This window comes from Campylobacter mucosalis (assembly GCF_013372205.1).
Lineage (GTDB): Bacteria > Campylobacterota > Campylobacteria > Campylobacterales > Campylobacteraceae > Campylobacter_A > Campylobacter_A mucosalis.
This window is the reverse complement of record NZ_CP053831.1, coordinates 1,180,856-1,204,772: the sequence shown is the minus strand read 5'-3', so window position 1 is coordinate 1,204,772 and position 23,917 is coordinate 1,180,856. Positions and strand designations below refer to the sequence as shown.

The following is a 23,917-nucleotide window of genomic DNA, read 5'->3' as shown; positions in this document are numbered from 1 at the left end:
AAATGAGAATTTTACTGGTTTGTTTCGCGATTTTTGCCATATCTTTTGGGCAAAATTTAGACGATAAATTTAGACAGGCTGTTCGTGCTTTTAATGATGCAAACTGCACAGAGGCTGCCAAAATTTATGAGGAATTGGTAGAAAAAGGTCACATTGAGGCAATTTATAACTACGCTTGGATGAGGGAGAAAGCAAGCTGTGTAGAGGGTGATTATAAGGACGCGATATCCTTGTATGAACGTGCGATAAAAGAAGGGGATGATCGTATTAAGGCACTTGCTAGTTACCGAATGGGACTGCTTTTTGCCACGGGCAGAGGAGTTGAACAAGATGTAACTCAAGCCAAGGAATTTTGGCAGACTTCAGAGAATTTGGGTTATGCTCAGGCTAGCTACTCTCTTGGTATGCTTTACTATCAGGGCATGGATGGTAAAAAGGATGAAAATATCGCGCGTGAATACTTCAAAAAAGCGTGTCAAAGTGGCGTAAAACAGGCTTGTGTGTTTTCTGAAAAAATAGGAAAGTGATGATTTAGTTTGGATTAAATTTTACTCATTTACCTTTTTCTGATATGTTAAAAGGAGCTTAAAAAATTTAAAAGGATCTTTATGAACATATCAAAAACACAAAAATTTAATCCATCAGTTTTTTATCCGTCCATTTTTATAATATCTTGTGTTACGATTTTTTCGCTAATTTTTCCTGAGCTTTCGGCGAAATTTTTTAAAGATATACAAAATTTCATTACAGATAAATTTGGCTGGTTTTATGTCCTAGCAATAGCTATCATAGTTGTTTGCGTGTTAGTTTTGGGACTTAGTAGATTTTCAAGCATAAAACTTGGTGCTGATCATACAAAGCCTGAGTTTAGCAATGTATCGTGGTTTGCTATGCTTTTTGCGGCTGGTATGGGTATAGGGCTGGTGTTTTTTGGCGTGAGCGAACCGCTTATGCACTTTTTAAATCCTCCAACAGGCGAACCTAATAGCGATTTTGCCGCTAGACAAGCGATGAATATAACATTCTTTCACTGGGGCATAAGTGCTTGGTCGGTTTATGCTATTGTTGCTCTTATTTTGTCGTTTTTTGCATACAGACACAACCTGCCTCTTACGCTTCGCTCGGCGTTTTATCCTATTATAGGCGATAAAATTTATGGCAAACTAGGAGATACTATCGATACGTTTGCCACGATTTCTACGCTTTTTGGTGTCGCTACGTCGCTTGGATACGGTGTTGTGCAGGTAAATGCCGGACTCTCTTATGTTTTTAATTTGCCTAGCATGAATATCACGCTACTTATCGTTTTGACATCACTTGCGACCATCTCGGCGGCAAGTGGCGTTGATAAAGGCATTAAAATTTTATCAAACACAAATATTATCGCAGCCGTCATATTTGTGCTTTTGGTGCTATTTTTAGGTGATACGACTCTGCTTTTAAAAACGCTTGTTCAAAACAGCGGAGAGTATATCTCAACGCTAATTTCAAATACGTTTAATCTTTACGCATACGAGAGGGCAAATGAGAGTTGGCTTGGCGGTTGGACGCTACTTTACTGGGCTTGGTGGCTTTCTTGGTCGCCATTTGTCGGGCTTTTTATAGCTAAAATTTCAAAAGGTAGAACGATAGGCGAGTTTGTGGTTGGTGCGTTATTTGTCCCAACTGGTTTTACGTTTGTTTGGATGACATTTTTTGGCAATAGTGCTATAAGCCTAGTTCAAGGTGGTTTTGTAGAACTTGCACAGGCGGTAAATAGCGACATCTCTACGGCTATTTTTGTCTTTTTAGCTAAATTTCCAATGGCTAAAATTTTAAGCGTTATTGCTATTTTTATGGTTGTGATATTTTTTGTAACCTCTGCTGATTCAGCCGCTATGGTTATAAATATGCTTTGTTCAAACGGCTCTGATAAAACTCCACTTTGGCAGAAAATTTTCTGGGGAGTTACAATAGGCGTGGTGTCTTGTGCTTTGATGCTTGGCGGTGGTCTTGCCTCGCTTGGAGCGATGACGATAGTTGCAGCCTTGCCATTTACGATAGCTTTGCTGTTTGCGATATTTGGGCTATTTAAAGCACTTAGGGTTGATATCATAAAAAAGCAAAGCCAGGAAATTTCAAATATGCCCTTAAGTGATCTTTCAAAGCCTTGGCAGGAGCGACTTAAGGCGATGATAGCACTTCCAAATAAATTTCACGCGGATAAATTTTTAAGCAATGTCGTTATAGTTTCACTTGAAAAACTAAGAGCGGAGTTTGAGATTAATGGCTTAGAAGCAAAGGTAAAGGTTGATGAAAAGGCTAAATTTGCAAGGCTTATAGTGGGGCTTGGTGATGAGATGGATTTTGTTTACGGCATAAAGCTTGTTAGGCGTGAAAGCCCAGATTACACGCAAGTTTTAAATGGCGATGATATTTATTACCGTGCTGAAGTTTATCTAAAAGAGGGCGGTCAGGATTATGATGTGCTTGGCTGGAGCGAAGCTACGCTCATAAACGATGTCATTGAGCAATACAGAAAGCATATGCAGTTTTTACACACGATAAGGGGAAGTTAAGTGTGAAAATTGTGAGAAAGTGCTGACTTTGCCGTTTCTTATAATGGTTGGCGATAAAGACACGAGAGTTTCGCCAAATTAATCTGAAATTTTACACGAAGGATTGCTAAAAGTTGGTGCAAAAAGTAGCTTATTCATCGTCAAAGGTGCCGAGCACGGCGGAGCACACTGGGCTTAAAATGTAAAAAATTAACCGCACGAGCCAAATTTTGGCTCGTTTGTGCTAAAATTTTAAAAAACTCAAAACATTTTTATTATATAATCAACCCTTTACAAAAAAGGAAATTGTATGAACCGAAATTCTTGGAGCTCAAGACTAACTTACATTTTAGCTGTTGCTGGGGCGACCGTCGGCTTTGGTGCGACTTGGCGTTTTCCGTATCTTGTGGGACAAAATGGCGGCGGAGCTTACGTGCTTACGTTTTGCATGGCGATGGTAGCAATAGGAATTCCAATGATTCTCGTTGAAAACGCGATAGGTAGGCGTTTAAAGGTAAATGCCGTTGACGCTTTTGGCGGTAGTGCGAATGGCAAACGAGTAAGTTCATACTGGAAGATAGTCGGCTGGATGGGGCTTGTCGGTGCGTTTGGGATAATGGCTTATTATATGGTCATAGGTGGCTGGGTGTTAAACTACATAGCACAAATTTCATTTGGTATGCTTGATCTTTCAAACACACTTGATTTTAAAACCACGACCGCTTTTTACGAGCAAAATATCGTTAGCAACCCACTTGCTATTAGTTTTGCAACCCTTGTTTTTGTGCTTATAAACTATATCATTTTAGTCCAAGGTGCGGTTAAGGGTATTGAACGGTCGGCGAAGTATCTTATGCCTCTTTTGTTTTTGCTTATGCTTACGATGGTGTTTAAAAATATCACTCTTGAAGGTGCGTCTGAAGGGATTAAATTTTATCTTACTCCCGATTTTTCAAAGATAAATATGAAGCTTTTTATTGATGTTTTAGGGCAGGTATTTTTTGCGCTTTCGCTCGGGTTTGGCGTGATGATAACGCTATCAAGCTTTGTTAAAAAAGATGAAAATTTGGTCAAAATTTCAATCATAACAGGAATTTTAAATACCGCAATTGCCGTTTTGGCAGGATTTATGATCTTCCCTTCGCTTTTTACATTTGGTATAGAGCCAAATAGCGGCCCAAGCCTTGTTTTTAAAAGCCTTCCGATAGTGTTTTCAAATATGTGGGCTGGGGAGTTTTTTGCGGTTGCGTTCTTTACGCTTCTTATGATAGCAGCGCTTACTACGTCGCTACCTATCTATGAGGTTATCATTACAACAATTCAAGAAAAATTTAAAATTCGTAGAAAAAGAGCCATTTTTATAGTGCTTGGTGGCATTTTCGTGCTTGGGAATTTGCCTAGTCTTATGGCTACAAATTTGCTCTCTGATGTTACAATTTTTGGCAAAAACATCTTTGACGCTTATGACGCTATAAGTGCTACGATATTTTTTATCTTAACCTCTCTTGGTTGTGTTATTTTTGTGGGTTGGGTGCTTAAAGATGAGGCTAAAAAGGAGATTTTGCAAGGAAGCCAAAGATATGCAAAACTTATCGGAATTTGGTATTTTTATATAAAATATATCATACCATTTTTGATTTTGGTTGTATTTGTAAGTAGTTTTTATGATAATTTTTTAAGGTAGTTTATGATCTATTTTTTGGTTTTTATATATTTTTTGTATGTTTTTTTAAGGTGCTTTTTTGCGATTTTGCAGATAAATTTTATAAAAAATGCTAGTTTAAAAAAGGCGGTTGTTTTAAGTGATGATGAGTATAAAAATGCGGCAAATATCGCCATACAAAATCAGAAATTTGAGCTAACTAGCCTTATTTTTAATGCTCTTGTTGCTATTTTTTGGATTGTTTTTGGTCTTAAAATTTTATACGCTTATGTCGTTACTGACGATACTATTGCTCAAAATATAGCTTTTGCTATGGCGTTTGTGTTTATAAATTTAGTTATTGATTTGCCGTTTAATATTTATGAGAAATTTATAAAAGATAAAAAACAAGGGTTTTCAAACCTAACACCAAAAATTTTCATAGTTGATACGATAAAATCGCTACTTTTAACGCTTGTTTTTGGCTCTGGTTTTATTTGGATTATCTTAACTTGCATAGATTTTTTAGGCGAGTTTTGGTGGCTTTGGGCATTTTTTATCAGTTTTGGCATCATAATTGTTATAAATTTAATATACCCAACCATAATCGCTCCTATGTTTAACAAAGTAACACCGCTTGAGGAAGGCGAGTTAAAATCTGCTATTGAGAATTTACTAATAGGCTTAGGTTTTAAAAGTAGCGGTGTTTTCGTGATGGACGCTAGTAAGCGAGATAGTCGCTTAAATGCCTATTTTGGTGGACTTGGGGCTACAAAAAGGGTTGTGCTGTTTGACACGCTCATACAAAAGCTAAGCATAGATGAGATTATTGCTGTTTTAGGACACGAACTTGGGCATTTTAAGCACAAGGATATTTTAAAAATGATAGCCCTAAGTGCCATTATGCTGTTTTTGTTTTTTGCTATATTTGCAAATATTCCAAATTCTGTTTATGAAAGCATAGGTATGTTTGGTGGAGGCGGATTTGTTGTATTTTTCCTGCTTTTTTCGCCTATTTTTAGCTTTTTGTTTAATCCAATTATTGGATTTATTAGCCGAAAAAATGAATTTGGTGCAGATGAATTTGGTGCTAGAACAAAAGATAAACAAAGTATGATAGACGCACTAAAAAAACTAGGCTTAGAAAATAAAGCCTTTCCGCTCTCTCATCCGCTATATTCGGCCATCTATCACTCTCATCCAACGCTTTTTGAGCGTATAGAAAAGCTAAAAAATGAGAGTTAAAGAGGCTTTAAATTTAGCCAAAAGCGAGCTAAAAGATTGTGAAAATGGCTCATCTGTGGCTAGAATTTTGCTCTGTAATTTTTTAAATTTCAGCAAAGAAGAGCTTTTTTTAAAAGACAATGAAATTTTTGATTTTAGCGAGTATTTTACGCAGATTTGGCGTTTTAAAAATGGCGAACCGCTTGAGTATATAACTGGCAAGGCTTCGTTTTATTCGCTTGAATTTGACGTATTTAAAGGCGTTTTAATACCGCGTCCTGAGACTGAAATTTTGGTTGATAAAGTGCTAGAGGTGGCTAAAAATTTTAATATGCCAAAGATTGCCGAGATTGGAGTTGGAAGCGGTATTATAAGCATTTGTTTGGCACTAAATTTAAAAAATGCACTTATAAAATCAAGCGATATAAGCGGCGTAGCGATAGAAAATGCCACCAAAAATGCAAAGAAATTTGGTGTTAGTGATAAAGTAGAGCTTTTTAACTGCTCCTATCTTGATGAAATTTGCGGTCAAATTGATATTTTAGTATCAAATCCGCCATACATTGCAAATGAGTATGAGCTTGATAAATGGGTGCAAAACGAGCCAAAAACTGCACTTTTTGGTGGAGTGAGCGGAGATGAAATTTTAAAAGAGATTATTAGAATTTCTAGCCTTAGAGATATTAAAATTTTAGCTTGTGAAATGGGCTATGACCAGCGTGAAAGTATGCAAAAAGAGCTTGGAAATTTTGGTTATAGGGCGGAATTTTACAAGGATTTAGCGGGATTTGACCGTGGATTTGTCGCATTTAAATATTAAAGGAATACTATGGCCATAAAAAACATATATCTATTTTTCTTAGCAGGGCTTGTCGGTATGGAGATTGCTCTTGGTGTTTTTGTCGCACCTGCGATATTCTACCCGCAGAGATTCGGACTTGAGGGGGTTCTTACGCATTTTCAAAGCGGTATTATAATGACGCAAATTTTCATAAAGTACAACTACTTTTTACTATTTGTGAGTTTGTTTGCTATACTTTTTGAGCTTATTAATTTACGTAAAGATGAGTGTAAACACGTTAAAATTTCAAGCTTGGCACTTGCGTTTATAAATTTAGCACTAGCTCTTATTTTTATCTTTTATTTTACGGATTTTATCTTACAAGCACAAGCAAAAGGTGAGGTTGCAACCATAGCAAATGCCGAATTTAACGCTATCCATAAGGCAAGTGAATATGTAATGAAACTTATGATGGCAGCTCAGACACTGCTATTTTTTCTTAAAAGTTTTAAAAGGTAAATTGCAAAATGAAAGTAAGAGTTTATTATAAAAACTCTTACTTTCTCTAAAATCCAGTAAAGGCACATTATAAATAGGGGCATTTATAATTTTCTATTTTGTAGAAAAGTTAAATTTTGAGAACTTTGTGAAGCGAATTTGGATTCAAAATGGCTTATCTGACTAGTCTTATTGCGTATTAATACAATCAATTTTATGTATAATTAAGTATAATAAAAAAATACGAGGAGTATTTATGATTCAACCATCTGAAGCAGTTGTACACTTATCAATTTGTAGAGATGATATAAAACTTGCAGTTGGAACAGGTGTTTTTTATAAAAAAAATAATAAAAGCTATATTATAACTGCTTGGCACAATGTGTCAGGTAGACATTCTGAAACACTAGAAAGTTTGAGTACGAACTTATCTGTACCAAATAAAATCATTGCAACATTTTCTCAACAAATTTCTCAAGGTGAGTTTAATGGAAGTGTGAAAATGAGTATATCCTTGCCCTTAGAAAAAGATGGTAAACCAACTTATTTAATACATCCTCAAGGATGGCCAAAGGTAGATGTTGTTGCTATACCTATTGACCTGACAAAAGAGTATTTATTCGAAGGTTCACTTATTGATGGGAAAAAAATTAATATTTCCACTATACTAAAAAATCAGACTTCTTTAGGGTTAAGTACAGATATAGTTCATACACAAGATTTAGAGCTGAGATATGAAGATATAGAGGATTATTCTGATTATTTATATGCTAGTGAAGATATATTTATTGTAGGTTATCCAAAAGGAATTACTGATTATACAGGACAACCTATTTGGAAGCGTGCAACTGTTGCTTCAAATCCTCATTTGGGATGGGATGGGCAAGAACAATTTTTAGTAGATTGTGCATCTAAACAAGGTATGTCTGGTGCACCTGCATTCTTTTATAATCTTAAGGGAGCAATTATGTTAGGGAATACACAATTAAGGACAAGTTCTCCTATAACAGTTTTTCATGGAATATATGTTGGTAGAATAGGAGGTACATCTGAATTTGAAGCACAAATAGGAAGAGTCTGGAAAAGAAAAGTTATTGATGAAATAATTGACAATGCTCAATTTGATTATCCACACGATGAGCTTGTTTTGCCTAAAAGTAATATAATAAAAACTATTGAGGATAATTGGCCAAAAGATAAAGAAGAATATGCCAAAAATATACTAAAAGATAATAGTATGGTTTATAAAGTTATTCTAAATCATGTAATGGAGGAAATAAATGGTAGAGCCAATTACTTATGCGTGAAAGAATATATTTTTGAATATGCCAAAAAAATATTAAATAGATAATATAAATTATGGAAAGTGTGTAATTTAATAAAAGGGTATGCAAAATATGAAAATAAGAGTTTATTACGAAGATACCGATGCTGGTGGGGTTGTTTATCACGCGAATTATTTTAAATTTTGCGAACGTGCTAGAAGTGAGCTATTTTTTAACTCGCCATTAAAGCCTTTTAGCAATGAGTGTAATTTTGTGGTTTCTAGCATAGAATCTGCTAAATTTTTAAAACCAGCAAGGCTTGGTGATATGCTTGTAGTTAAGAGTAGCGTTGTGCAAATAAACCGCGCAAGTGTCATGCTAATACAAGAGGTTTTTAGGATAGCTGATATAAACGGCGAGTGTGATGAGGTTAAAATTTTTAGCTCACAAATAACACTTGCTTGTTTAAAAAATGGCAAGGCAACAAGGATGAGTGATGAGCTAGTCCAGTTTTTTAAGAGCCTTGGGCCTTGTCTTTGACTTTGGATTTATACATATTTGTATCGGCTTTGTGGATTAGCTCTTCTATGTTTGAGTCTTTTGGGTCGTGTAGGGCGTGACCTATGCTAATACTTAGATCTCTAAGGTCATCGTCGATTAGATAGGTTGTTTTTGGTTTTGATTTTATAAGTTCTATAAGAGATGATACTTTGCCGTGTTTTTCGCTTATGGCGATAAACTCATCTCCTCCTAGCCTTCCAAGTGTAAAGTCTGGCAACACAACCTTAAGTGTGGTCGCCGTGATAACTAGTGCCTCATCGCCTTTTAGGTGTCCAAATTTATCATTGTATGCTAGTTTTTGTAGTTGCTGTTTGTAGCGAAGCTCTTGTGTGACGTCTTTTGCGACGCCTATTGTTTCCATTATCTTGCCGTGCCTGTCGTGTATAGGCGACTTTCTGGTTACTAAATTTCTTAACTCTCCGCTAATTTCATCAAGGGTAAGTGTGGCGTCTGCTTTTATCACATCTAGCTCAGACTCCATACAGATAAACTCACCCTCAGCGTAATCCTTCTTGCTTAACTTCCAGATAAAAAGATGACCTCGTTCTAGGCACTCTTGTCTTGTTTTTCTGTGTCCATCTTTTGCAGATGGCAGTGCATTAAAAAGCTGTCATTAACATTTTATGAGCACCTTTTGCGTCCTTTACCCAAACTAGGTCATCGGTGGCGTTTATAATTGTGTTTAAAATTTCTCTTTGTTCAAAGAGACTATTTTCTAGTTTTATCTTTTTTACTAGCTTTTTGTAGTAGTATTTTATGTCGTCTATGCTTGGATTAAGTGGCAAAATATCGCCGATGTCGTGCATTTTTAGCGAGTGAAATTCATCTTTGTCGATACAAAGCATTAAATTTTCTATATTTTTTATATCATTTAAAAGTATTTTTAACTCACTTTGGCTAACTTTTGTGATGATATAGTCAGCTTCAGTGATATTTGTATCTTGTAAATTTGTAAAATGTTTAACGATAACATCCTTTGGTGTTATCTTTTGTATTGCTTTGTGGTGCTTATCTGATAAGCCTATGGTGTAGACAACCTGTTCGTGGTTAAACATTTTAAATTCTAATTTTTATAATTTTGGCAAAAAATACCATTTTTTCTTTAAAGAAATTTTGTTATTTTATCTAGCTAATCAGTGCTATTTTCTTGTATAAATTTATATCCGTCTGTTTTGTAAATTTTAACATCATAATTTACCTGTCCAAATACAATCTGCTCTTTAAAAATCCTGTTTGCCGTGCTGTTTATGAAATTTGCATAAAGATACTCAAGTCCTATTGCATTTGAGTAGGCGATAAAATTGTGGTCTAAATTTATATTAAAAAGTGCTGCCGTGGCTCTTAGGCTATCATTAGATAGGTTTATGGAATTTGCAAGATACAGCTCGTTTCTATCCTTTTGTTCTATCATCGTTAAAATATGAGGGTCGAAATTTATCTGTGTGCTAAGCAACTTTTGCGGGACTACTTCTAAATTTTTAAGCTGAGTTGCCACAAGGACGGCTTTTATAAGGGGTAAATTTAAAAATACAGCTGAATTATTTATCTTATCAGGTCTTGAGAGTTGCTCTTTTATATTTATATCTTTTCCGCTTATTTGTGCTTGATACACATCTTTATTAGCCATAGCCTCTACAACTGAGGCTAGGTAGTCTCCAAGTGGACTGCCATCTACAAATGAGCTTATTTTGTCTTCAGCTTTTAAAAGCAAATAGGCTATTTGTTTATCGTAGGCAACGCCTCCAAAGATGATATTTTGGCTTATGTTTGTTGTAGTAGCTTTGTTTATGGTTGGTATGTAAGCGATTTCGTCTTTGTTTATTAGCGAGTTTAATACGTTTGTCCCAACCTGTGTAAATGGCGTGATAAATAGTTTTATACCGCTTTCTCTAGCGATATTTAGGGCATTTTGTATATTTTGTGTCGTTTCATCACTGCTTTGTATAAATTTTAAAGAAATTTTTGCATTTGTTTCTAGTATATACGAGCTAAGTACGTTTTGGACGACTTTTGCGTATGATTTTATTATTTTTTGAGGTATTATGACGGCGATTTTGTTTGTGCTTGAAATAAAAGGCATTTGACCGCTTAGGCTTAGGTATTTGCTCTTAAGCTCATCATCGTTTATATCAGGCTCAAACTGCGCTAAAAAGCTTATTAGCATATCATCTTCGTATAGTTTTAATAAGCAATCTTTATCGCATTTTTGCGTTTGTAAATTTATATAAATTTCTTTTGCTGGTGGTATGCTTGATAAAATTTTTGCCCTAGGTTCGCAAAATGCCAAACTTATCGTGCAAAAAACAAGAAATAAAATTCTCATAAAATCCCTTTTAATCTGTTTAAATCATTTACAAAATCGTCTTTATGGCTAGGATTTTTAACTAGCCAGTCCACAGAAAATGTCGGCATTAGTATTGAGTTTTCAAATTTTAGCAGTGTTCCTCTAATGCCATTTAAATTTCGATTTGCAAAAAAACATCTAAAAACTTCGCTTCCAAGCGTCACTATCACCTTTGGATTTACAAGTCTTATCTCTTCAAAAAGATATGATAAGCAACTATCGGTGTGGTTTATATTGCTATCTTTTGCGTGGCATTTTACCGCATAACTTATGCGATACTCATCTGTTTTTAGCCCTAAAATTTCATATATTAGGGCACTAAACCACTCTTTATCTTTCCAGGGCTGACCACTTTGCTCCTCTGCTTGACTTGGCATAAAATTTACAAACATTAGCCTAGATGAGCTATTCTCTGCTATGCTGAATGGATTTTTAACACCATTTCTTAAATGACACAAAAAACACCTTTTTATATCACTATTTAAACTATCTAAATTTTTATAATAGGCAAACCCAACCAGTGAGCTTTTATTTACAAATTTGTAGCCGATTGCTTTTAGAAATTCAAGCTTTTTTAAGTCTGTATTATGCATCGCCGTATTATAGTTATTTAAACTTAAAATATTCAAAGCTTTTTAAGTATTGCTTTGCTAAAATCACGCTTTTATATTAACAAAAGGATACAAATGAAAAGAACTTATCAACCTCATAAAACACCTAAAAAACGCACTCACGGTTTTCGTGTTAGAATGAAAACAAAAAATGGTCGCAAGGTTTTAAGTGCTAGACGTGCCAAAGGTAGAAAAAGATTGGCAGCTTAGTAGGTTTTGAGTCACTATCTGACTCAAAAGAATTTTCGTCAGTTTATAAAGACGCAAAGAAGTGGCATAGCGATATATGCGTTGTGTTTTATAAACCGACAAGTGATAAAAAAGTAGCCGTAGTTGCTAGCAAAAAGGTAGGTAAAGCAGTCGTTCGCAATAGAGCCAAGAGGCTCTTAAGGGCTGTTTTTATAAGTGTTTCGGCCGAGCTTGAGAGCGGTATTTATATAATGGTGGCTAAAAACGGGCTTGAAAACGTTGAATTTTTAAAGATTCAAAAAGCACTTCGTTGGTCACTTAAAAAATTAGGATGTTTAAGATGAGAGAGCTTTTGCTTTCTTTCTTAGAATTTTATCAAAACTATATCTCTAAATTTACTCCAAGCTCTTGCAGATACTATCCGAGTTGTTCAGAGTATGCCGTCTGGCAGTTTAAAAACAACAATATCTTTCTAGCGTTTTTTGCTACTTTTTTTAGAATTTTAAAATGCAACCAGCTATTTAAAGGTGGTATAGATTATCCTGTGGTTTCAAAGGAATTTAGGCTAAATTTCTTAACTTTACAAGAGAGATCACTTGATATAAAATTTTGGTTTATTCCTTGCAAAAAGGGTAAATTTTACGTTATTAAGGCTTTTGCCTCAAAGGAAAAATAATATGGATAAGCTTTCTACGCAAAAACGAGTGTTGTTAGCCACGATTTTATCTCTGGCATTTTTTGTAGCATACGACTATTTTTTTATACCAAAAACAATACAAACAGAGCAAAACAAAACAATCAAATCTTCAAATTTAGCACCAGCTACAAATAACACTAGTGTTTCATCTGCATTGCCAAATGCACAGCAAAACGCAAATGATATTTTAGTAACCATAAACGCAAAAGATTACACTGCAAATATTGATAGCTTGGGCCGAGTAAGTAAATTTTATCTAAATGATAAGAAATTTTCAGACGAAAATGGCAACAAGGCTCAGTTAACTGGTGTGTCGCCACTTGTACTTGAGTTAAGATTTATTGATACAAACATTAATACACAGGCATTTAATACAAAATATAGTGCCGATGTAAGCGAGATAAATGTTGATAATGAGCCAAAGTCTGTGGTTTTAACACAGCAGTTAGATGATCTTGTGGTGACTAAAAAGATAACATTTTTTCAAAACGGAAAATATGATATAAAAGTAACCACGAGCAAGGCCGTTGAGTATTTTATCACGCCTGGTGCTAGGCCAAATATAGCCGTAGATAGCTACACTGTTCATGGGGTGCTTTTAAGACATGCTGATGATAAGTTAAGCATTCTTGAGGATGATGATATTGATGGAAATGAGAAATTTTCAGACGTTAATATAGCTGCTGCGTCTGATCGCTACTATACGACTTTACTTTATAATTTTAATAAAAATTTAGAAGTCGTTATGGATGTTGATTCGCAGAAGAACTCTCTAGCATTTATAAAGGCAAACGGCGAATTTGAGGCAAGTGGCTATATAGGTGCAAAAGATCACAGAAATTTAAAGCAGATTGACGCGAGATTAACCGATGTCGTTGAGTATGGCTGGTTTACTTTTATTGCTAGACCTATGTTTGCGTTTTTAAATTACCTGCACGATCATATAGGCAACTGGGGCTGGGCGATAGTGGTTTTAACGCTTGTGATTAGGGTGGTTTTATTCCCACTTACTTATAAGGGAATGCTATCGATGAACAAGTTAAAAGAGCTTTCGCCAAAAATGAAAGAGATACAGGCAAAATACAAGGGCGATCCGCAAAAGATGAACGCTCATATGATGGAGCTTTATAAAAAACACGGTGCAAATCCTATGGGTGGATGTCTGCCGATACTTTTACAAATTCCAGTTTTCTTTGCAATTTACCGCGTTTTATTAAATGCTATTGAGCTTAAGGGTGCTGAGTGGATACTTTGGATACACGACCTTTCTATAATGGATCCATACTTTATACTTCCAATCCTAATGGGTGTTACGATGTTCTTGCAACAAAAACTTACTCCAACTACATTTACAGACCCAATGCAAGAGAAGATTATGAAGTATCTACCGCTTATATTTACGTTTTTCTTTGTGACGTTCCCGGCGGGACTTACGCTTTATTGGTTTGTTAATAACGTTTGTTCTGTTATCCAGCAAATTTTTGTCAATAAGCTTTTTGAAAAACAGAAAAAAGTGGAGGTAAAAGCCTGATGCGAATAGAAGCACCAACTCTACAAGAGGCGTTTTCAAAGGCGGCCGAGCAGTTAAACTGTTCTGTGACCGAGATTGATGTTAAGTCTGTTATCCAGCATCCAAGTGCAGGTTTTCTTGGATTTTTTAAAAAAAATGCAATTATTGAGGTTGAGGTAGAAAAGGGTAAAGCAAGAGCTAAACGTGAAAATAGAAACGATGAGCATAAAAAGGATCAAAATTTTGATAAAAAACAAGATGAACATCGTGAGAATAGAGCTGATAAAAGAGATGATAAGAAGCGAAATAAAAACAAAAAGAGCAAAAATCATCAACAAAATACGCCAAAACAGAGCTTGAGTGAGAAAAATGAGAGTTTAGCACAGAATGCCTTTGGGGATAATACTCAAACTATTAACGATGAGCCAAAACCAGAATACGTAATAAAACGCCTTGATAGTACTGAGATAAAGCCTCAAAAACACGAGCAAAAGGACATTTTAGATACGTCAATAATCGATAATTTTAACATTGATGATGACTCGTCAAAAAGCAATACCAAAGATGAAAAAAAGCCAAAAGAGCCTATAAAATTTGATGAAATTTTACCTGTTATAAAAGAGGATTTAACAAGGCTTTTAAATGCTAGTTGCTTTAATATCACTAAAATTGAAGTTTCGAAATTTAGCGATGACTGCGTTCTAGTAGAGCTTGACGGAGAAGATGCAGCTCTTTTAATAGGCAAAGAGGGCTACCGCTACAAGGCGATCTCATATCTACTACACAACTGGCTAAATCCAAAATACAACCTTATTGTTCGCCTTGAAATCGCTGAGTTTTTAAAAAATCAAGAGGCTATGATAGAGCAATATTTAGTTTCAATTATTGAGCGTGTTCAAAATACTGGAAAAGCTCAAACTAAGCCACTAGACGGCGTTTTGGTTAAGATTGCACTTGAGAAATTACGTGCGAAATTTCCAGAAAAATATGTCGGTATTAAATCAAACGGAAACGATAGATTTGTAGTTGTAAATGACTTCTTTAAAAAATGATACGATAGTTGCTATCGCCACTGCAAACGGCGTTGGTTCTATAGGCATTATCCGCCTAAGTGGTGCTGACGCCTTAAATATCGCATTAAAGCTTACAAAAAAGACCAACTTAACTCCACGTCTAGCGACATTGTGTAAAATTTACTCTCTTAATAACGAGTTTATCGATGAGGCTATTTTGCTTTATTTTAAGGCCCCTGCTAGTTTTACAGGAGAGGATGTGGTCGAGTTTCAAGCCCACGGTGGTTTTATGGTATTAAAGCTTATAATCTCACAGCTAGTTAAGGCTGGAGCTAAAATGGCAAAACCTGGCGAATTTAGCCAAAGGGCATTTTTAAACGACAAAATGGATCTTGCAAAGGCAAATGCTATCCAATCTCTCATAAATGCCAAAAGTGAAGGTGCGGTTAAAATTTTAGCCAGGCAGATGAGAGGGGAGCTAAGCTTATATGTAAATGAGCTTAGAGATGAGCTTGTAAAGACACTCGCTTTTGTAGAAACCAGTATTGATTATGCTGATGATGATTTGCCAAGCGATATTTTATCTCAGACTAAAAATTTGCTAACTCAAAATCACGCAAAGCTTGAGCGTATCGTAAGCATAAGCAAGAGCCGTCAGGGGCTAATAGACGGCTTTAAAATAGCCATAATTGGTAAACCAAATGTTGGCAAAAGCTCTATTTTAAATGCGCTTTTAGCGTATGAAAGGGCTATCATATCAGATGAGGCTGGAACGACAAGGGACCGCATAGAAGAGAGCCTAAACATCGGTACACATCTAGTTCGCATAATCGACACTGCAGGAATTCGCAAAAATGCTGGAGCGGTCGAGAGTATTGGCATTGGCTACTCTTTAAAAGCCATTGATGAGGCTGATATTATTTTGGCGATTTTTGACGGCTCAAATTTGAGTGATGAGCAAGATGAGCGTATTTTAGAGCTTTTAAAAGATAGTAAAAAGCAAATTTTTTATATCCTAAATAAGAGTGATCTTGGTGTCAAATTTGAAAAAAACCTACCAAATGTAATGCAAATTTCAGCCAAAAATAGCACTGAAATTTTAGTAAAAACGCTAGAAGAGTATCTAAATTTACAAGATAGCGACGAGCTTATCTTGAACTCAAATTTACAAATCACAGCTTGCATAAACGCCATAAACGCCATAAGCAACGCCATTAATCTACTAAATGAAAGTGAACTAGAGCTTTTTGCTTACGAGATAAATTCTGCCATAACAAGTATCTCATTTATAACCAAACCATTTAAAAGAGATGAAATTTTAGATGAGATGTTTAGTAACTTTTGCTTGGGAAAATAGGCTATAATACGCATTTTTTAAAGGATGATAATGAAAATTTTACTAATTAATGGTGGTAAAAAATTTGCTAATGCAGAAGGCAGACTAAATCAAACTTTACACGATGTCGCAAAGTCTGAACTCACATCAATGGGATACGATATTAAAGAGACGATTATAGATAGCGGATACGATATAGAAGCAGAAGTTGATAAATTTTTATGGATGGACGTTGTGATTTGGCAAATGCCAGGTTGGTGGATGGGGGAGCCTTGGATAGTTAAAAAATATGTAGATGAAGTTTTTATGGCTGGTTATGGTAAGCTTTTTGCAAACGACGGCCGTCATAAAACAGACCCAGGCAAAGACTACGGCACTGGTTGTTTACTTGATAAAAAGCATATGCTTAGTGTTACTTGGAATGCACCAATACAGGCTTTTACTGACAAAAAAGAATTTTTTGAGGGAGTTGGCGTTGATGGTGTCTATTTGCATTTTAGAAAGGCAAATGAATTTTTAGGCATTAAAGCACTTCCTACCTACATTTGCAATGATGTTATAAAAATGCCCAATGTAGCAAAATTTATAGATGACTATAAGGCACATTTGCTTAAGATTTTTGGTTAGAAATTTATACCACATAAAGTAAAAAGTGGCTAAAATCACTACAAATTCTACGCAAGGATTAGTAATGGATAAAGCCACTATCAAAGCACACAAAATCAGCGACGGCGAATACGAAAATATCTTAAAAATTCTAGGTCGTGAGCCAAATTTACTCGAACTTGGGATATTCTCAGCGATGTGGAGCGAACACTGCTCGTATAAATCAAGTAAAAAATACCTAAACGGCTTTCCAACCAAAGCACCTTGGGTCATTCAAGGTCCCGGTGAAAATGCCGGTGTTATAGACGTTGGGGATGGATATGCTGCTGTTTTTAAAATGGAGAGCCACAACCACCCAAGTTTTATTGAGCCATATCAAGGTGCTGCAACTGGAGTTGGCGGAATTTTGAGAGATGTTTTTACAATGGGTGCTAGAGTTGTGGCAAATATGAACTCGCTTCGCTTTGGTAATTTTCTTGGCAAAGATAAAACTGCAAAATACCAACGCCACTTAATCAAAGGCTCAGTTGCTGGTATCGGACACTATGGCAATTGTATGGGAATTCCTACAATTGGCGGAGAGGTCGCTTTTGATGAGAGTTTTAACGGCAATATCTTAGTAAATGCTTTTGCACTAGGCATTTGTAAAAGTGATGAGATCTTTTATGCAAAAGCCGAAGGTGTAGGTAATAGCGTAATGTATGTCGGCTCAAAGACCGGCAGGGACGGACTTGGCGGTGCTGTAATGGCGAGTGATAGCTTTAATGACGCAAATAAATCACTTCGTCCGACCGTTCAAGTGGGCGATCCTTTTGCTGAAAAACTACTGCTTGAAGCTTGTTTGGAGCTATTTAAGACAGATTATATTGTTGGCATTCAAGATATGGGTGCAGCTGGTCTTACTTCAAGTAGTTTTGAAATGGCTGGACGAAGCGGTAGTGGTATGAAAATGCATCTTGATAAAGTGCCTATGCGTGAAGCTGGTATGACGCCTTATGAGCTAATGCTTAGCGAGAGCCAAGAGCGTATGCTAATTTGTGCTAAAAAGGGCTACGAAACAAAAATCAAAGAAATTTTTAATAAGTATGACCTTGACGCTGAAACTATCGGCGAGGTTACAGATAGTGGTAAAATGGAGCTTTTTTGGCACGGCGAGTTAGTTGGCGAGATACCAATTGAGCCACTTAGCGAGGCGGCACCAGTGCTTGATAGACCGACACAGCGTCCAAAATATCTTGATGAGATAAAAGATATAAACATTAATAAATTTGCGAAAATTTCAAACGCCGACGCCTTTGACACTCTGCTAAAAAATCCGCACATTTTAAACAAATCATTTATTTATGATCAGTATGACGCAAACATTCAGACAAATACGATAAAACAGCCCGGATTTTTGGGTGCTGGTGTGATTCGCATAAAAGAGAGTGGTAGGGCGATTGCTATGGGTATGGAGTGCTCATCAAGACATAACTACGTAAATCCAAAAGTCGGTGCGGCAATGGCAGTAGCAGCAAGTGGGCGAAAGGTCGCTATGAGCGGTGCTGTGCCACTTGCAATTACTGATTGTTTAAATTACGGCAACCCTGAAAACGCCGAAGTTATGTGGCAGTTTACGCAAGGTTGTGAAGGCATAAAAGAGGCGTGTAGAAAGCTAAATACGCCTGTTGTAAGCGGTAACGTAAGTCTTTATAACGATACTGAGGGCGTTGGCGTGTATCCTACTCCGGGCATTGTAAGCGTTGGCGTAAATGAAAATGCTATAAAATCGCTTGGTAGCGTCTTTGTAAATAGTAACACGCCAGTTTATCTAATCGGACAAACAAGCGGAGAATTTGGCGGTAGTCTTTACCTAAAAGCCCTATTTAACGCAGTTGGAGGCGAGTTAAAAGAGATTGATTATAAGAGCGAAAGGGCGTTGTGGGACTTAGTAATTAATGCAAATAAAGATGATATTTTAGAATTTGCAAACTCTGTCGGCACTGGTGGCGTGGCGATGACGCTTGCTAAAATGGCGTGTGTTAGTGGTATTGGCATTAACGCAAAATGCGATTTTGGCGATGAGAGATTTATCTTTGATGAGAGCTTTTCAAGGGCTGTCGTGGGTGTAAAAGATGAAGCTAAATTTGCCAAACTCGCCACAAAATTTGGGCTAAAAATAGAAAAAATCGGCGTAACTGGTGGAGATAGATTTATCATTGACGGCGTTAATAAAAATTTAAAAGATATGCAAGAAATTTATTTTAATGAGTTTAGAAATATCATAAAACAGGATGACTAATGGGGCTAAAAGAGTGGATAGATAAGACCGCAAAAGGCGTAGATGACGAGCCAGAAGCACAGCAAGAGAACGAAAAAAGAGGCGTGGCAAAGCCTCCGATTTTATTTAACCAAACACAAATGCTTATTAAACAGCTTGAAAGCAAACTTGGCGGGACGCTAATAACTTACTACAACTCAAACGCCGGTTCGGTTTGCGGTAATGACGCTAGCGCGATGTATGAAATTTTAAAGGGTAAAAAGATACAAAACGCCTTTTTATTCATAAAAAGCGACGGCGGTAGCGGTATTGCTAGTCTTAGGATTATTAGCACACTTCGTAACTACTGCAAAAACATAACCGCACTGATTCCTGCAAATTGTGCTTCGGCTGCAACTATGATGGCACTTGGTGCAAATGAGATAGTTATGGGACCACTTGCTTATCTTACGCCAGTTGATACATCACTAAAACACGAGCTAAGCCCCACAAATAAGGGTAATGAGCTTGTAAGTGTGTCAATGGACGAGCTAAACCGCGTCATAAAACTATGGCACGAAAATGAAAAACAAAATGATGAAAATCCTTACAAATCGCTTTATGAGTATATTCATCCGCTAGTTTTTGGTGCGGTTGATAGGGCTAGTTCTTTGTCGCTAAAAATTTGCCGTGAAATTTTGCGTTATCACATTGATGATGAGAACAAAATCCGCCAAATTTCAGAGAGATTAAACGGCGACTACCCAGCACACGAATATCCTATACTTTACAGAGAAGCCGAAGAGATCGGGCTTCACGTGCAAAAAATGGATGATGAGCTAAACGAAATGCTTCAGGAGTTAACAATGCTTTACTCTGAAATGGGGCAACGTGCATTTACTGATTATGATGAGAACAGTTATCACGATAACAACATCGCAAATATCATTGAAGCAAACGGCAAACAGATCTATTATCAGATAGATAAGGACTGGTTTTACCGCCCTGATGAGAGACGTTGGAGCGTGATGAATGATGAAAGCTCGTGGCGTAAAAACGAGCTAGTTGGCGGCAAGCTTAAAAATACGATCTATCATTTGTGGTAAAAAATGGGCTCAATTATTTTTTATGCAGTAGTTTTTTATGTTATTTACTGGATTTTTTCTAAATTTAACGCTCAAAATGGCGTAAATTCCGAGTTTAAAAGGCAACTTAGCCAAGACGAGGCAAAATTTTTAGTCGCTCTTTTGGCAAAAGTAGCAAAGGGCGACGGAAGAGTAAATGAGCTTGAAGCCGAGTTAATCAGTCAAACTCTAAGCAATATGGCTTACAAAACTGGTGTTAGCCGTGAGCTTTTAAAGGATATTTATAACACCGAGAAACAAAATATCAGCGACACTTACGAACTGGCAAGAGAGTATGCGACTAAATTTCGCCTAGATACGCAAACCGCGATTGCTAGACTTACATTTTTTCTAAATTTAGCCTATATTGACGGCGAATTTAATAGTGGCGAAAGGGCTGTTATTAACGATATTGCAAGAGGTTTTGGCATAAGCCAGATGCTACTAAATAGCGTTATTTTTCGCTTTGAGGCATTTTACTCGCAAAGGCAAAAAAGTTATCAAAATAGCAAAAATCAAAGCTTTGCAACCAAGAAAGACCCTTACGCTGTGCTTGAAATTTCAAAGGACGCAAGTTTTAGTGAGATTAAAAGAAAGTATCGTGAGCTTGTCAAAAAATACCACCCAGATATTTTAATGGGGCAGGGCGAGAGCGAAAGCGTGATAGAAAAATCAACCAAAAAACTTCAAGAGATAAACGAAGCATATGAGAAAATTAAAAATGAACGAGGCGAAAAATAAATAAAAGGAGCAAAAATGAGAGCGTTAATCAGCGTTAGTGATAAAGATGGCATTGTGGAGTTTGTCAGTGGTTTGGCAAATTTGGGATTTGAAATTTTAAGCACCGGTGGGACGTTTAAACTTTTAAAAGAAAACGGCATAAACGCCTTAGAAGTAAGCCAATATACAAAAAGTCCAGAGATGTTTGAAGGACGCGTAAAGACTCTGCACCCAAAAATTCACGGCGGAATTTTGCATAAAAGGGACGATGAAAATCACGCCAAACAGGCTTTACAAAACGATATTGGTGGCATTGATTTAGTCTGTGTAAATTTATATCCATTTAAGCAAACGACTATTAGAACCGATGATTTTGATGAGATTGTTGAAAACATTGATATAGGCGGTCCGGCGATGGTTAGAAGTGCTGCAAAAAATTTCAAAGATGTTTTAATAGTAACTAATCTAAACGACTATGAAAACGTGCTAAATGCCCTAAAAAACGGCACGGCTGATTATGAGTTTCGTAAAAGTTTAATGATAAAAGCTTTTGAACACACAGCAAGTTATGATGCGATGATTGCAAACTATATGAACGAGCGATTTAATGGCGGTTTTGGAGCGAGTAAATTTATAGTTGGCAATAAGGTTTTTGATACTCGTTACGGCGAAAATCCGCACCAAAAGGGTGCTTTATATGAGTTTGAGAGCTTTTTTAATTTAAATTTTCGTGCTTTAAAAGGCGAGGCTAGTTTTAATAATCTAACCGACATAAACGGTGCTTTAATGCTTGCTACTAGCTTTGATGAAGCCCCAGCTGTGGCTATCATAAAACACGCAAATCCTTGTGGTTTTGCTGTTAAAAACACGCTTCTTGAAAGCTATACAGAGGCTTTAAAATGTGATCCGATCTCAGCTTATGGCGGGGTGGTGGCGATAAATGGCACACTTGATAAGGCATTGGCACAAAAAATCAATGAAATTTACGTTGAAGTAATACTAGCTGCAAACGTTACAGACGAGGCGTTGGCAGTTTTTGAAGCTAAAAAACGCATTAAAATTTTTACCCAAGATAATAAATTTTTAGTTCGTGCAAATGACAAATACGATTTTAAACGAATTGATGGTGGTTTTGTCTATCAAGAAAGAGATGAAGTAGAAGATGATGAGCTAAAAAATATGAAGCTAATGAGTAAGCGTGTAGCTAGTGCAAACGAGCTAAAAGACGCAAATATCGCTTGGAAGGTAGCAGCACTAACTAAATCAAACTGCGTAGTTTATGTAAAAGACGCAGCTGTCGTGGCGATCGGTATGGGTATGACTAGCCGTGTGGATGCTGCAAGAGCTGCCGTAGCAAAGGCAAAGGATATGGGGCTTGATTTAAACGGTTGCACGCTTGCTAGTGAAGCGTTTTTTCCATTTAGAGATAGCATTGACATCGCTCATAGCGTTGGGGTTAAGTGTATAGTTGAGCCAGGTGGCAGTATAAGGGACGATGAGGTTATAGAGGCTGCAAATGAGCATAATATATCGCTGTATTTCACCGGTGTTAGACACTTTTTGCACTAAAATTTCTAAGCAGGTTAAATTTTAAACCTGCTTAAATTACTCTCTAGAGCCTGTGTAATCTTGCTTAGAGAGTCTGCTACACTCTCTAAATCATTTGAAATTTTCTCATTTTCATCGGCTATTTTTACTGATTTTTCGCTTTGTTCTAGTAGTTTTGCGATATTTTTACTAGAAATTTCCGTTCTTTCTTTGATATCTTTTGTGGTCGTTATGGATTTTGAGTTCTCATCCTGAGCTTTGTATGCCATTTGCATAAGTTCATTTGCGTTTAGGCTTAGATCTTTAATATTTTGCGAGTTTTGCTTAAGTGATGAGTTTAGCTCCCAGACGCTTTTTATGATATTTTTTGAGTTTGTATTTATATCTTCTAGTTGATCGGTCGTTTGCTCTGCTAGTTTTCTTACCTCTTCAGCTACAACAGCAAAACCTCGTCCGTGCTCTCCCGCACGTGCAGCCTCTATAGCAGCGTTTAGTGCTAGCAGATTTGTCCTGTCTGCTATGTCATCTATGATATTTAAAATCTTGGCGATATTTTCACTTTCGGTTACGACACTTGCTGTTTTTGCTGATAAATTTTGCTCGTTTTGACTAGTTTCATCAATCCTGCTAACAAGTGTGTTAAGTAGCGATATTACGCTATCTAATTGCTCGTTTGAGCTTTGACTCATTGTTTGTGCGTTTGTTGCCATTTGCGTTGTAAATTTAAAATCATCATCTATGCTTTTTGTAAAATTATACGTCGTACCTATCTCATCTTTGCCGTCTTTTGCACTTTTTGCTAAGCCGTGGGAACTCGTCTTAAGCGTGTTTATCTGCTCTTGAATCCTATCTGCTCCCTGTTTTATGCCTTTTACAGATAGTTGTATTTTTTCGATAAATGTATTTATATTTTTTGTGATTTTGCCTATTTCATCGTTGCTTTTTATCTTTACTCTTACGCTTAAATCGCTATCTTTGTTTGCCAGTTCATCTGTCTTTTCAAGCAGTAAATTTACAGGATTTAGCACGACCCTTTTTAGTGTAAAGATAATCACTAAAGCCGTTAGTATCGTAAAAGCTACAAATATGCTTAAAAATATCGTGCTTTTGTAAGATAATAACACGTCTATTTCGTCCATAGAGTATGATATGTCCATTACTCCAAGTATGTCGTTTTCTTTGGAATTTGCGTGGCAAGCAAGGCAGTCAGCTGTCGCAACGAGTGGTTTAAGTAGCCTTATTTGACGTTCATTATTTTTGATAATCTCTAGCTTTTTCTCGTCTTTGCTTTTAAATTGTTCGCTAATGTCGCTGTCATTGTAGTCTGATTTTGGTAGAGCAAAAAGTTCAGCAACATCGTTTGAGTAGTAAATTTTAAGAGATTTTATATTTTTTAGCTCAGAATTTGTCTGAACCGATGATTTTATGGCTTCGCTATCTCCAGTGTTCATAGCTGATCTTACGGAGTAAAA

At 36.4% G+C, this 23,917-nt stretch carries 24 protein-coding genes and 1 pseudogene; 19 read left to right on the top strand and 6 right to left on the bottom strand.

Annotated features, from left to right (window positions below; all coding sequences use genetic code 11):
- The first annotated feature begins 2 nt into the window (after positions 1-2).
- The 8 genes from CMCT_RS06310 to CMCT_RS06275 all read left to right on the top strand — a co-directional run bounded on the left by CMCT_RS06310 (position 3) and on the right by CMCT_RS06275 (position 8,487).
- A complete protein-coding gene (locus CMCT_RS06310) occupies positions 3-527 on the top strand; it encodes a tetratricopeptide repeat protein (RefSeq protein ID WP_034969722.1) in 525 nt (174 codons plus the stop codon).
- A gap of 81 nt (positions 528-608) precedes the next feature.
- Positions 609-2,558 carry a BCCT family transporter gene (locus tag CMCT_RS06305; RefSeq protein WP_034969725.1) on the top strand — a complete coding sequence of 650 codons (1,950 nt, stop codon included), beginning with the start codon at positions 609-611 and terminating at the stop codon, positions 2,556-2,558.
- Positions 2,559-2,847: 289 nt separating this feature from the next.
- Complete coding sequence (locus CMCT_RS06300) at positions 2,848-4,221, top strand: sodium-dependent transporter (protein ID WP_034969727.1); 1,374 nt, start codon at positions 2,848-2,850, stop codon at positions 4,219-4,221.
- 3 nt (positions 4,222-4,224) lie between these two features.
- Entirely contained in the window at positions 4,225-5,424 is a 1,200-nt protein-coding gene (locus CMCT_RS06295) for a M48 family metallopeptidase (RefSeq protein WP_034969730.1), read from the top strand.
- Positions 5,414-6,223 (top strand): HemK/PrmC family methyltransferase, encoded by an 810-nt coding sequence (locus CMCT_RS06290; RefSeq protein WP_034969732.1) that lies wholly within the window; start codon positions 5,414-5,416, stop codon positions 6,221-6,223. Before CMCT_RS06295 ends, CMCT_RS06290 begins: the two co-directional genes overlap by 11 nt.
- A gap of 15 nt (positions 6,224-6,238) precedes the next feature.
- The gene (locus CMCT_RS06285) at positions 6,239-6,703 is read left to right on the top strand and encodes a DUF4149 domain-containing protein (RefSeq protein ID WP_034969881.1); all 465 of its coding nucleotides are present in this window, start codon (positions 6,239-6,241) and stop codon (positions 6,701-6,703) included.
- Between the two features lie 235 nt (positions 6,704-6,938).
- Positions 6,939-8,033, top strand: a complete 1,095-nt coding sequence (locus tag CMCT_RS06280; protein ID WP_034969736.1) for a hypothetical protein — start codon at positions 6,939-6,941, stop codon at positions 8,031-8,033.
- Positions 8,034-8,070: 37 nt separating this feature from the next.
- Positions 8,071-8,487: a YbgC/FadM family acyl-CoA thioesterase gene (locus CMCT_RS06275; RefSeq protein ID WP_244948638.1), complete on the top strand. Its 417-nt coding sequence runs from the start codon at positions 8,071-8,073 to the stop codon at positions 8,485-8,487.
- Here the strand turns inward: CMCT_RS06275 and CMCT_RS06270 are convergent.
- From CMCT_RS06270 to CMCT_RS06255, 4 genes are all read right to left on the bottom strand, one after another.
- A complete protein-coding gene (locus CMCT_RS06270; protein ID WP_051654910.1) occupies positions 8,462-8,989 on the bottom strand; it encodes a GGDEF domain-containing protein in 528 nt (175 codons plus the stop codon). The two genes, CMCT_RS06275 and CMCT_RS06270, sit on opposite strands and share 26 nt — an antisense overlap.
- Before the next feature lie 118 nt (positions 8,990-9,107).
- Positions 9,108-9,563: a hypothetical protein gene (locus CMCT_RS06265; RefSeq protein ID WP_051654911.1), complete on the bottom strand. Its 456-nt coding sequence runs from the start codon at positions 9,561-9,563 to the stop codon at positions 9,108-9,110.
- 74 nt (positions 9,564-9,637) lie between these two features.
- Entirely contained in the window at positions 9,638-10,831 is a 1,194-nt protein-coding gene (locus tag CMCT_RS06260; RefSeq protein ID WP_176325072.1) for a hypothetical protein, read from the bottom strand.
- The gene (locus CMCT_RS06255) at positions 10,828-11,445 is read right to left on the bottom strand and encodes a uracil-DNA glycosylase family protein (protein WP_169752908.1); all 618 of its coding nucleotides are present in this window, start codon (positions 11,443-11,445) and stop codon (positions 10,828-10,830) included. The genes CMCT_RS06260 and CMCT_RS06255 overlap by 4 nt, the downstream gene beginning before the upstream one ends.
- Before the next feature lie 93 nt (positions 11,446-11,538).
- On the opposite strand from CMCT_RS06255, the gene rpmH reads away from it, so the two are divergent.
- The 11 genes from rpmH (at position 11,539) to purH (ending at position 22,466) form a co-directional block, all read left to right on the top strand.
- Positions 11,539-11,673, top strand: coding sequence for a 50S ribosomal protein L34 (gene rpmH, locus CMCT_RS06250; protein ID WP_034969745.1), 135 nt, complete (start codon positions 11,539-11,541; stop codon positions 11,671-11,673).
- Entirely contained in the window at positions 11,661-11,996 is a 336-nt protein-coding gene (rnpA, locus tag CMCT_RS06245; protein ID WP_169752993.1) for a ribonuclease P protein component, read from the top strand. The genes rpmH and rnpA overlap by 13 nt, the downstream gene beginning before the upstream one ends.
- On the top strand, positions 11,984-12,328 hold the full coding sequence (gene yidD / locus CMCT_RS06240) for a membrane protein insertion efficiency factor YidD (protein WP_169752907.1): 345 nt from the start codon (positions 11,984-11,986) through the stop codon (positions 12,326-12,328). The genes rnpA and yidD overlap by 13 nt, the downstream gene beginning before the upstream one ends.
- A 1-nt stretch (position 12,329) precedes the next feature.
- Entirely contained in the window at positions 12,330-13,880 is a 1,551-nt protein-coding gene (yidC, locus tag CMCT_RS06235) for a membrane protein insertase YidC (RefSeq protein WP_034969752.1), read from the top strand.
- Positions 13,880-14,911, top strand: coding sequence for a Jag N-terminal domain-containing protein (locus tag CMCT_RS06230; protein ID WP_034969755.1), 1,032 nt, complete (start codon positions 13,880-13,882; stop codon positions 14,909-14,911). The genes yidC and CMCT_RS06230 overlap by 1 nt, the downstream gene beginning before the upstream one ends.
- Positions 14,892-16,229 carry a tRNA uridine-5-carboxymethylaminomethyl(34) synthesis GTPase MnmE gene (mnmE, locus tag CMCT_RS06225; RefSeq protein ID WP_034969757.1) on the top strand — a complete coding sequence of 446 codons (1,338 nt, stop codon included), beginning with the start codon at positions 14,892-14,894 and terminating at the stop codon, positions 16,227-16,229. Before CMCT_RS06230 ends, mnmE begins: the two co-directional genes overlap by 20 nt.
- Before the next feature lie 27 nt (positions 16,230-16,256).
- On the top strand, positions 16,257-16,835 hold the full coding sequence (locus CMCT_RS06220; RefSeq protein ID WP_169752992.1) for an NAD(P)H-dependent oxidoreductase: 579 nt from the start codon (positions 16,257-16,259) through the stop codon (positions 16,833-16,835).
- A 64-nt stretch (positions 16,836-16,899) separates the two neighbouring features.
- Positions 16,900-19,095, top strand: a complete 2,196-nt coding sequence (gene purL / locus CMCT_RS06215; RefSeq protein WP_034969762.1) for a phosphoribosylformylglycinamidine synthase subunit PurL — start codon at positions 16,900-16,902, stop codon at positions 19,093-19,095.
- On the top strand, positions 19,095-20,159 hold the full coding sequence (locus tag CMCT_RS06210) for an SDH family Clp fold serine proteinase (protein ID WP_034969764.1): 1,065 nt from the start codon (positions 19,095-19,097) through the stop codon (positions 20,157-20,159). Before purL ends, CMCT_RS06210 begins: the two co-directional genes overlap by 1 nt.
- Positions 20,160-20,162: 3 nt before the next feature.
- Positions 20,163-20,918, top strand: a complete 756-nt coding sequence (locus tag CMCT_RS06205; RefSeq protein WP_034969765.1) for a DnaJ domain-containing protein — start codon at positions 20,163-20,165, stop codon at positions 20,916-20,918.
- A 15-nt stretch (positions 20,919-20,933) separates the two neighbouring features.
- Positions 20,934-22,466 carry a bifunctional phosphoribosylaminoimidazolecarboxamide formyltransferase/IMP cyclohydrolase gene (gene purH, locus CMCT_RS06200; protein ID WP_034969767.1) on the top strand — a complete coding sequence of 511 codons (1,533 nt, stop codon included), beginning with the start codon at positions 20,934-20,936 and terminating at the stop codon, positions 22,464-22,466.
- Positions 22,467-22,480: 14 nt separating this feature from the next.
- On the opposite strand, the gene CMCT_RS09595 is transcribed toward purH, so the two are convergent.
- Positions 22,481-23,278 carry a methyl-accepting chemotaxis protein gene (locus tag CMCT_RS09595; RefSeq protein ID WP_425321203.1) on the bottom strand — a complete coding sequence of 266 codons (798 nt, stop codon included), beginning with the start codon at positions 23,276-23,278 and terminating at the stop codon, positions 22,481-22,483.
- Between the two features lie 108 nt (positions 23,279-23,386).
- Positions 23,387-23,584 (bottom strand): annotated as a pseudogene (locus CMCT_RS09590) (hypothetical protein); the annotation flags it as partial.
- Positions 23,585-23,917: the final 333 nt, after the last annotated feature.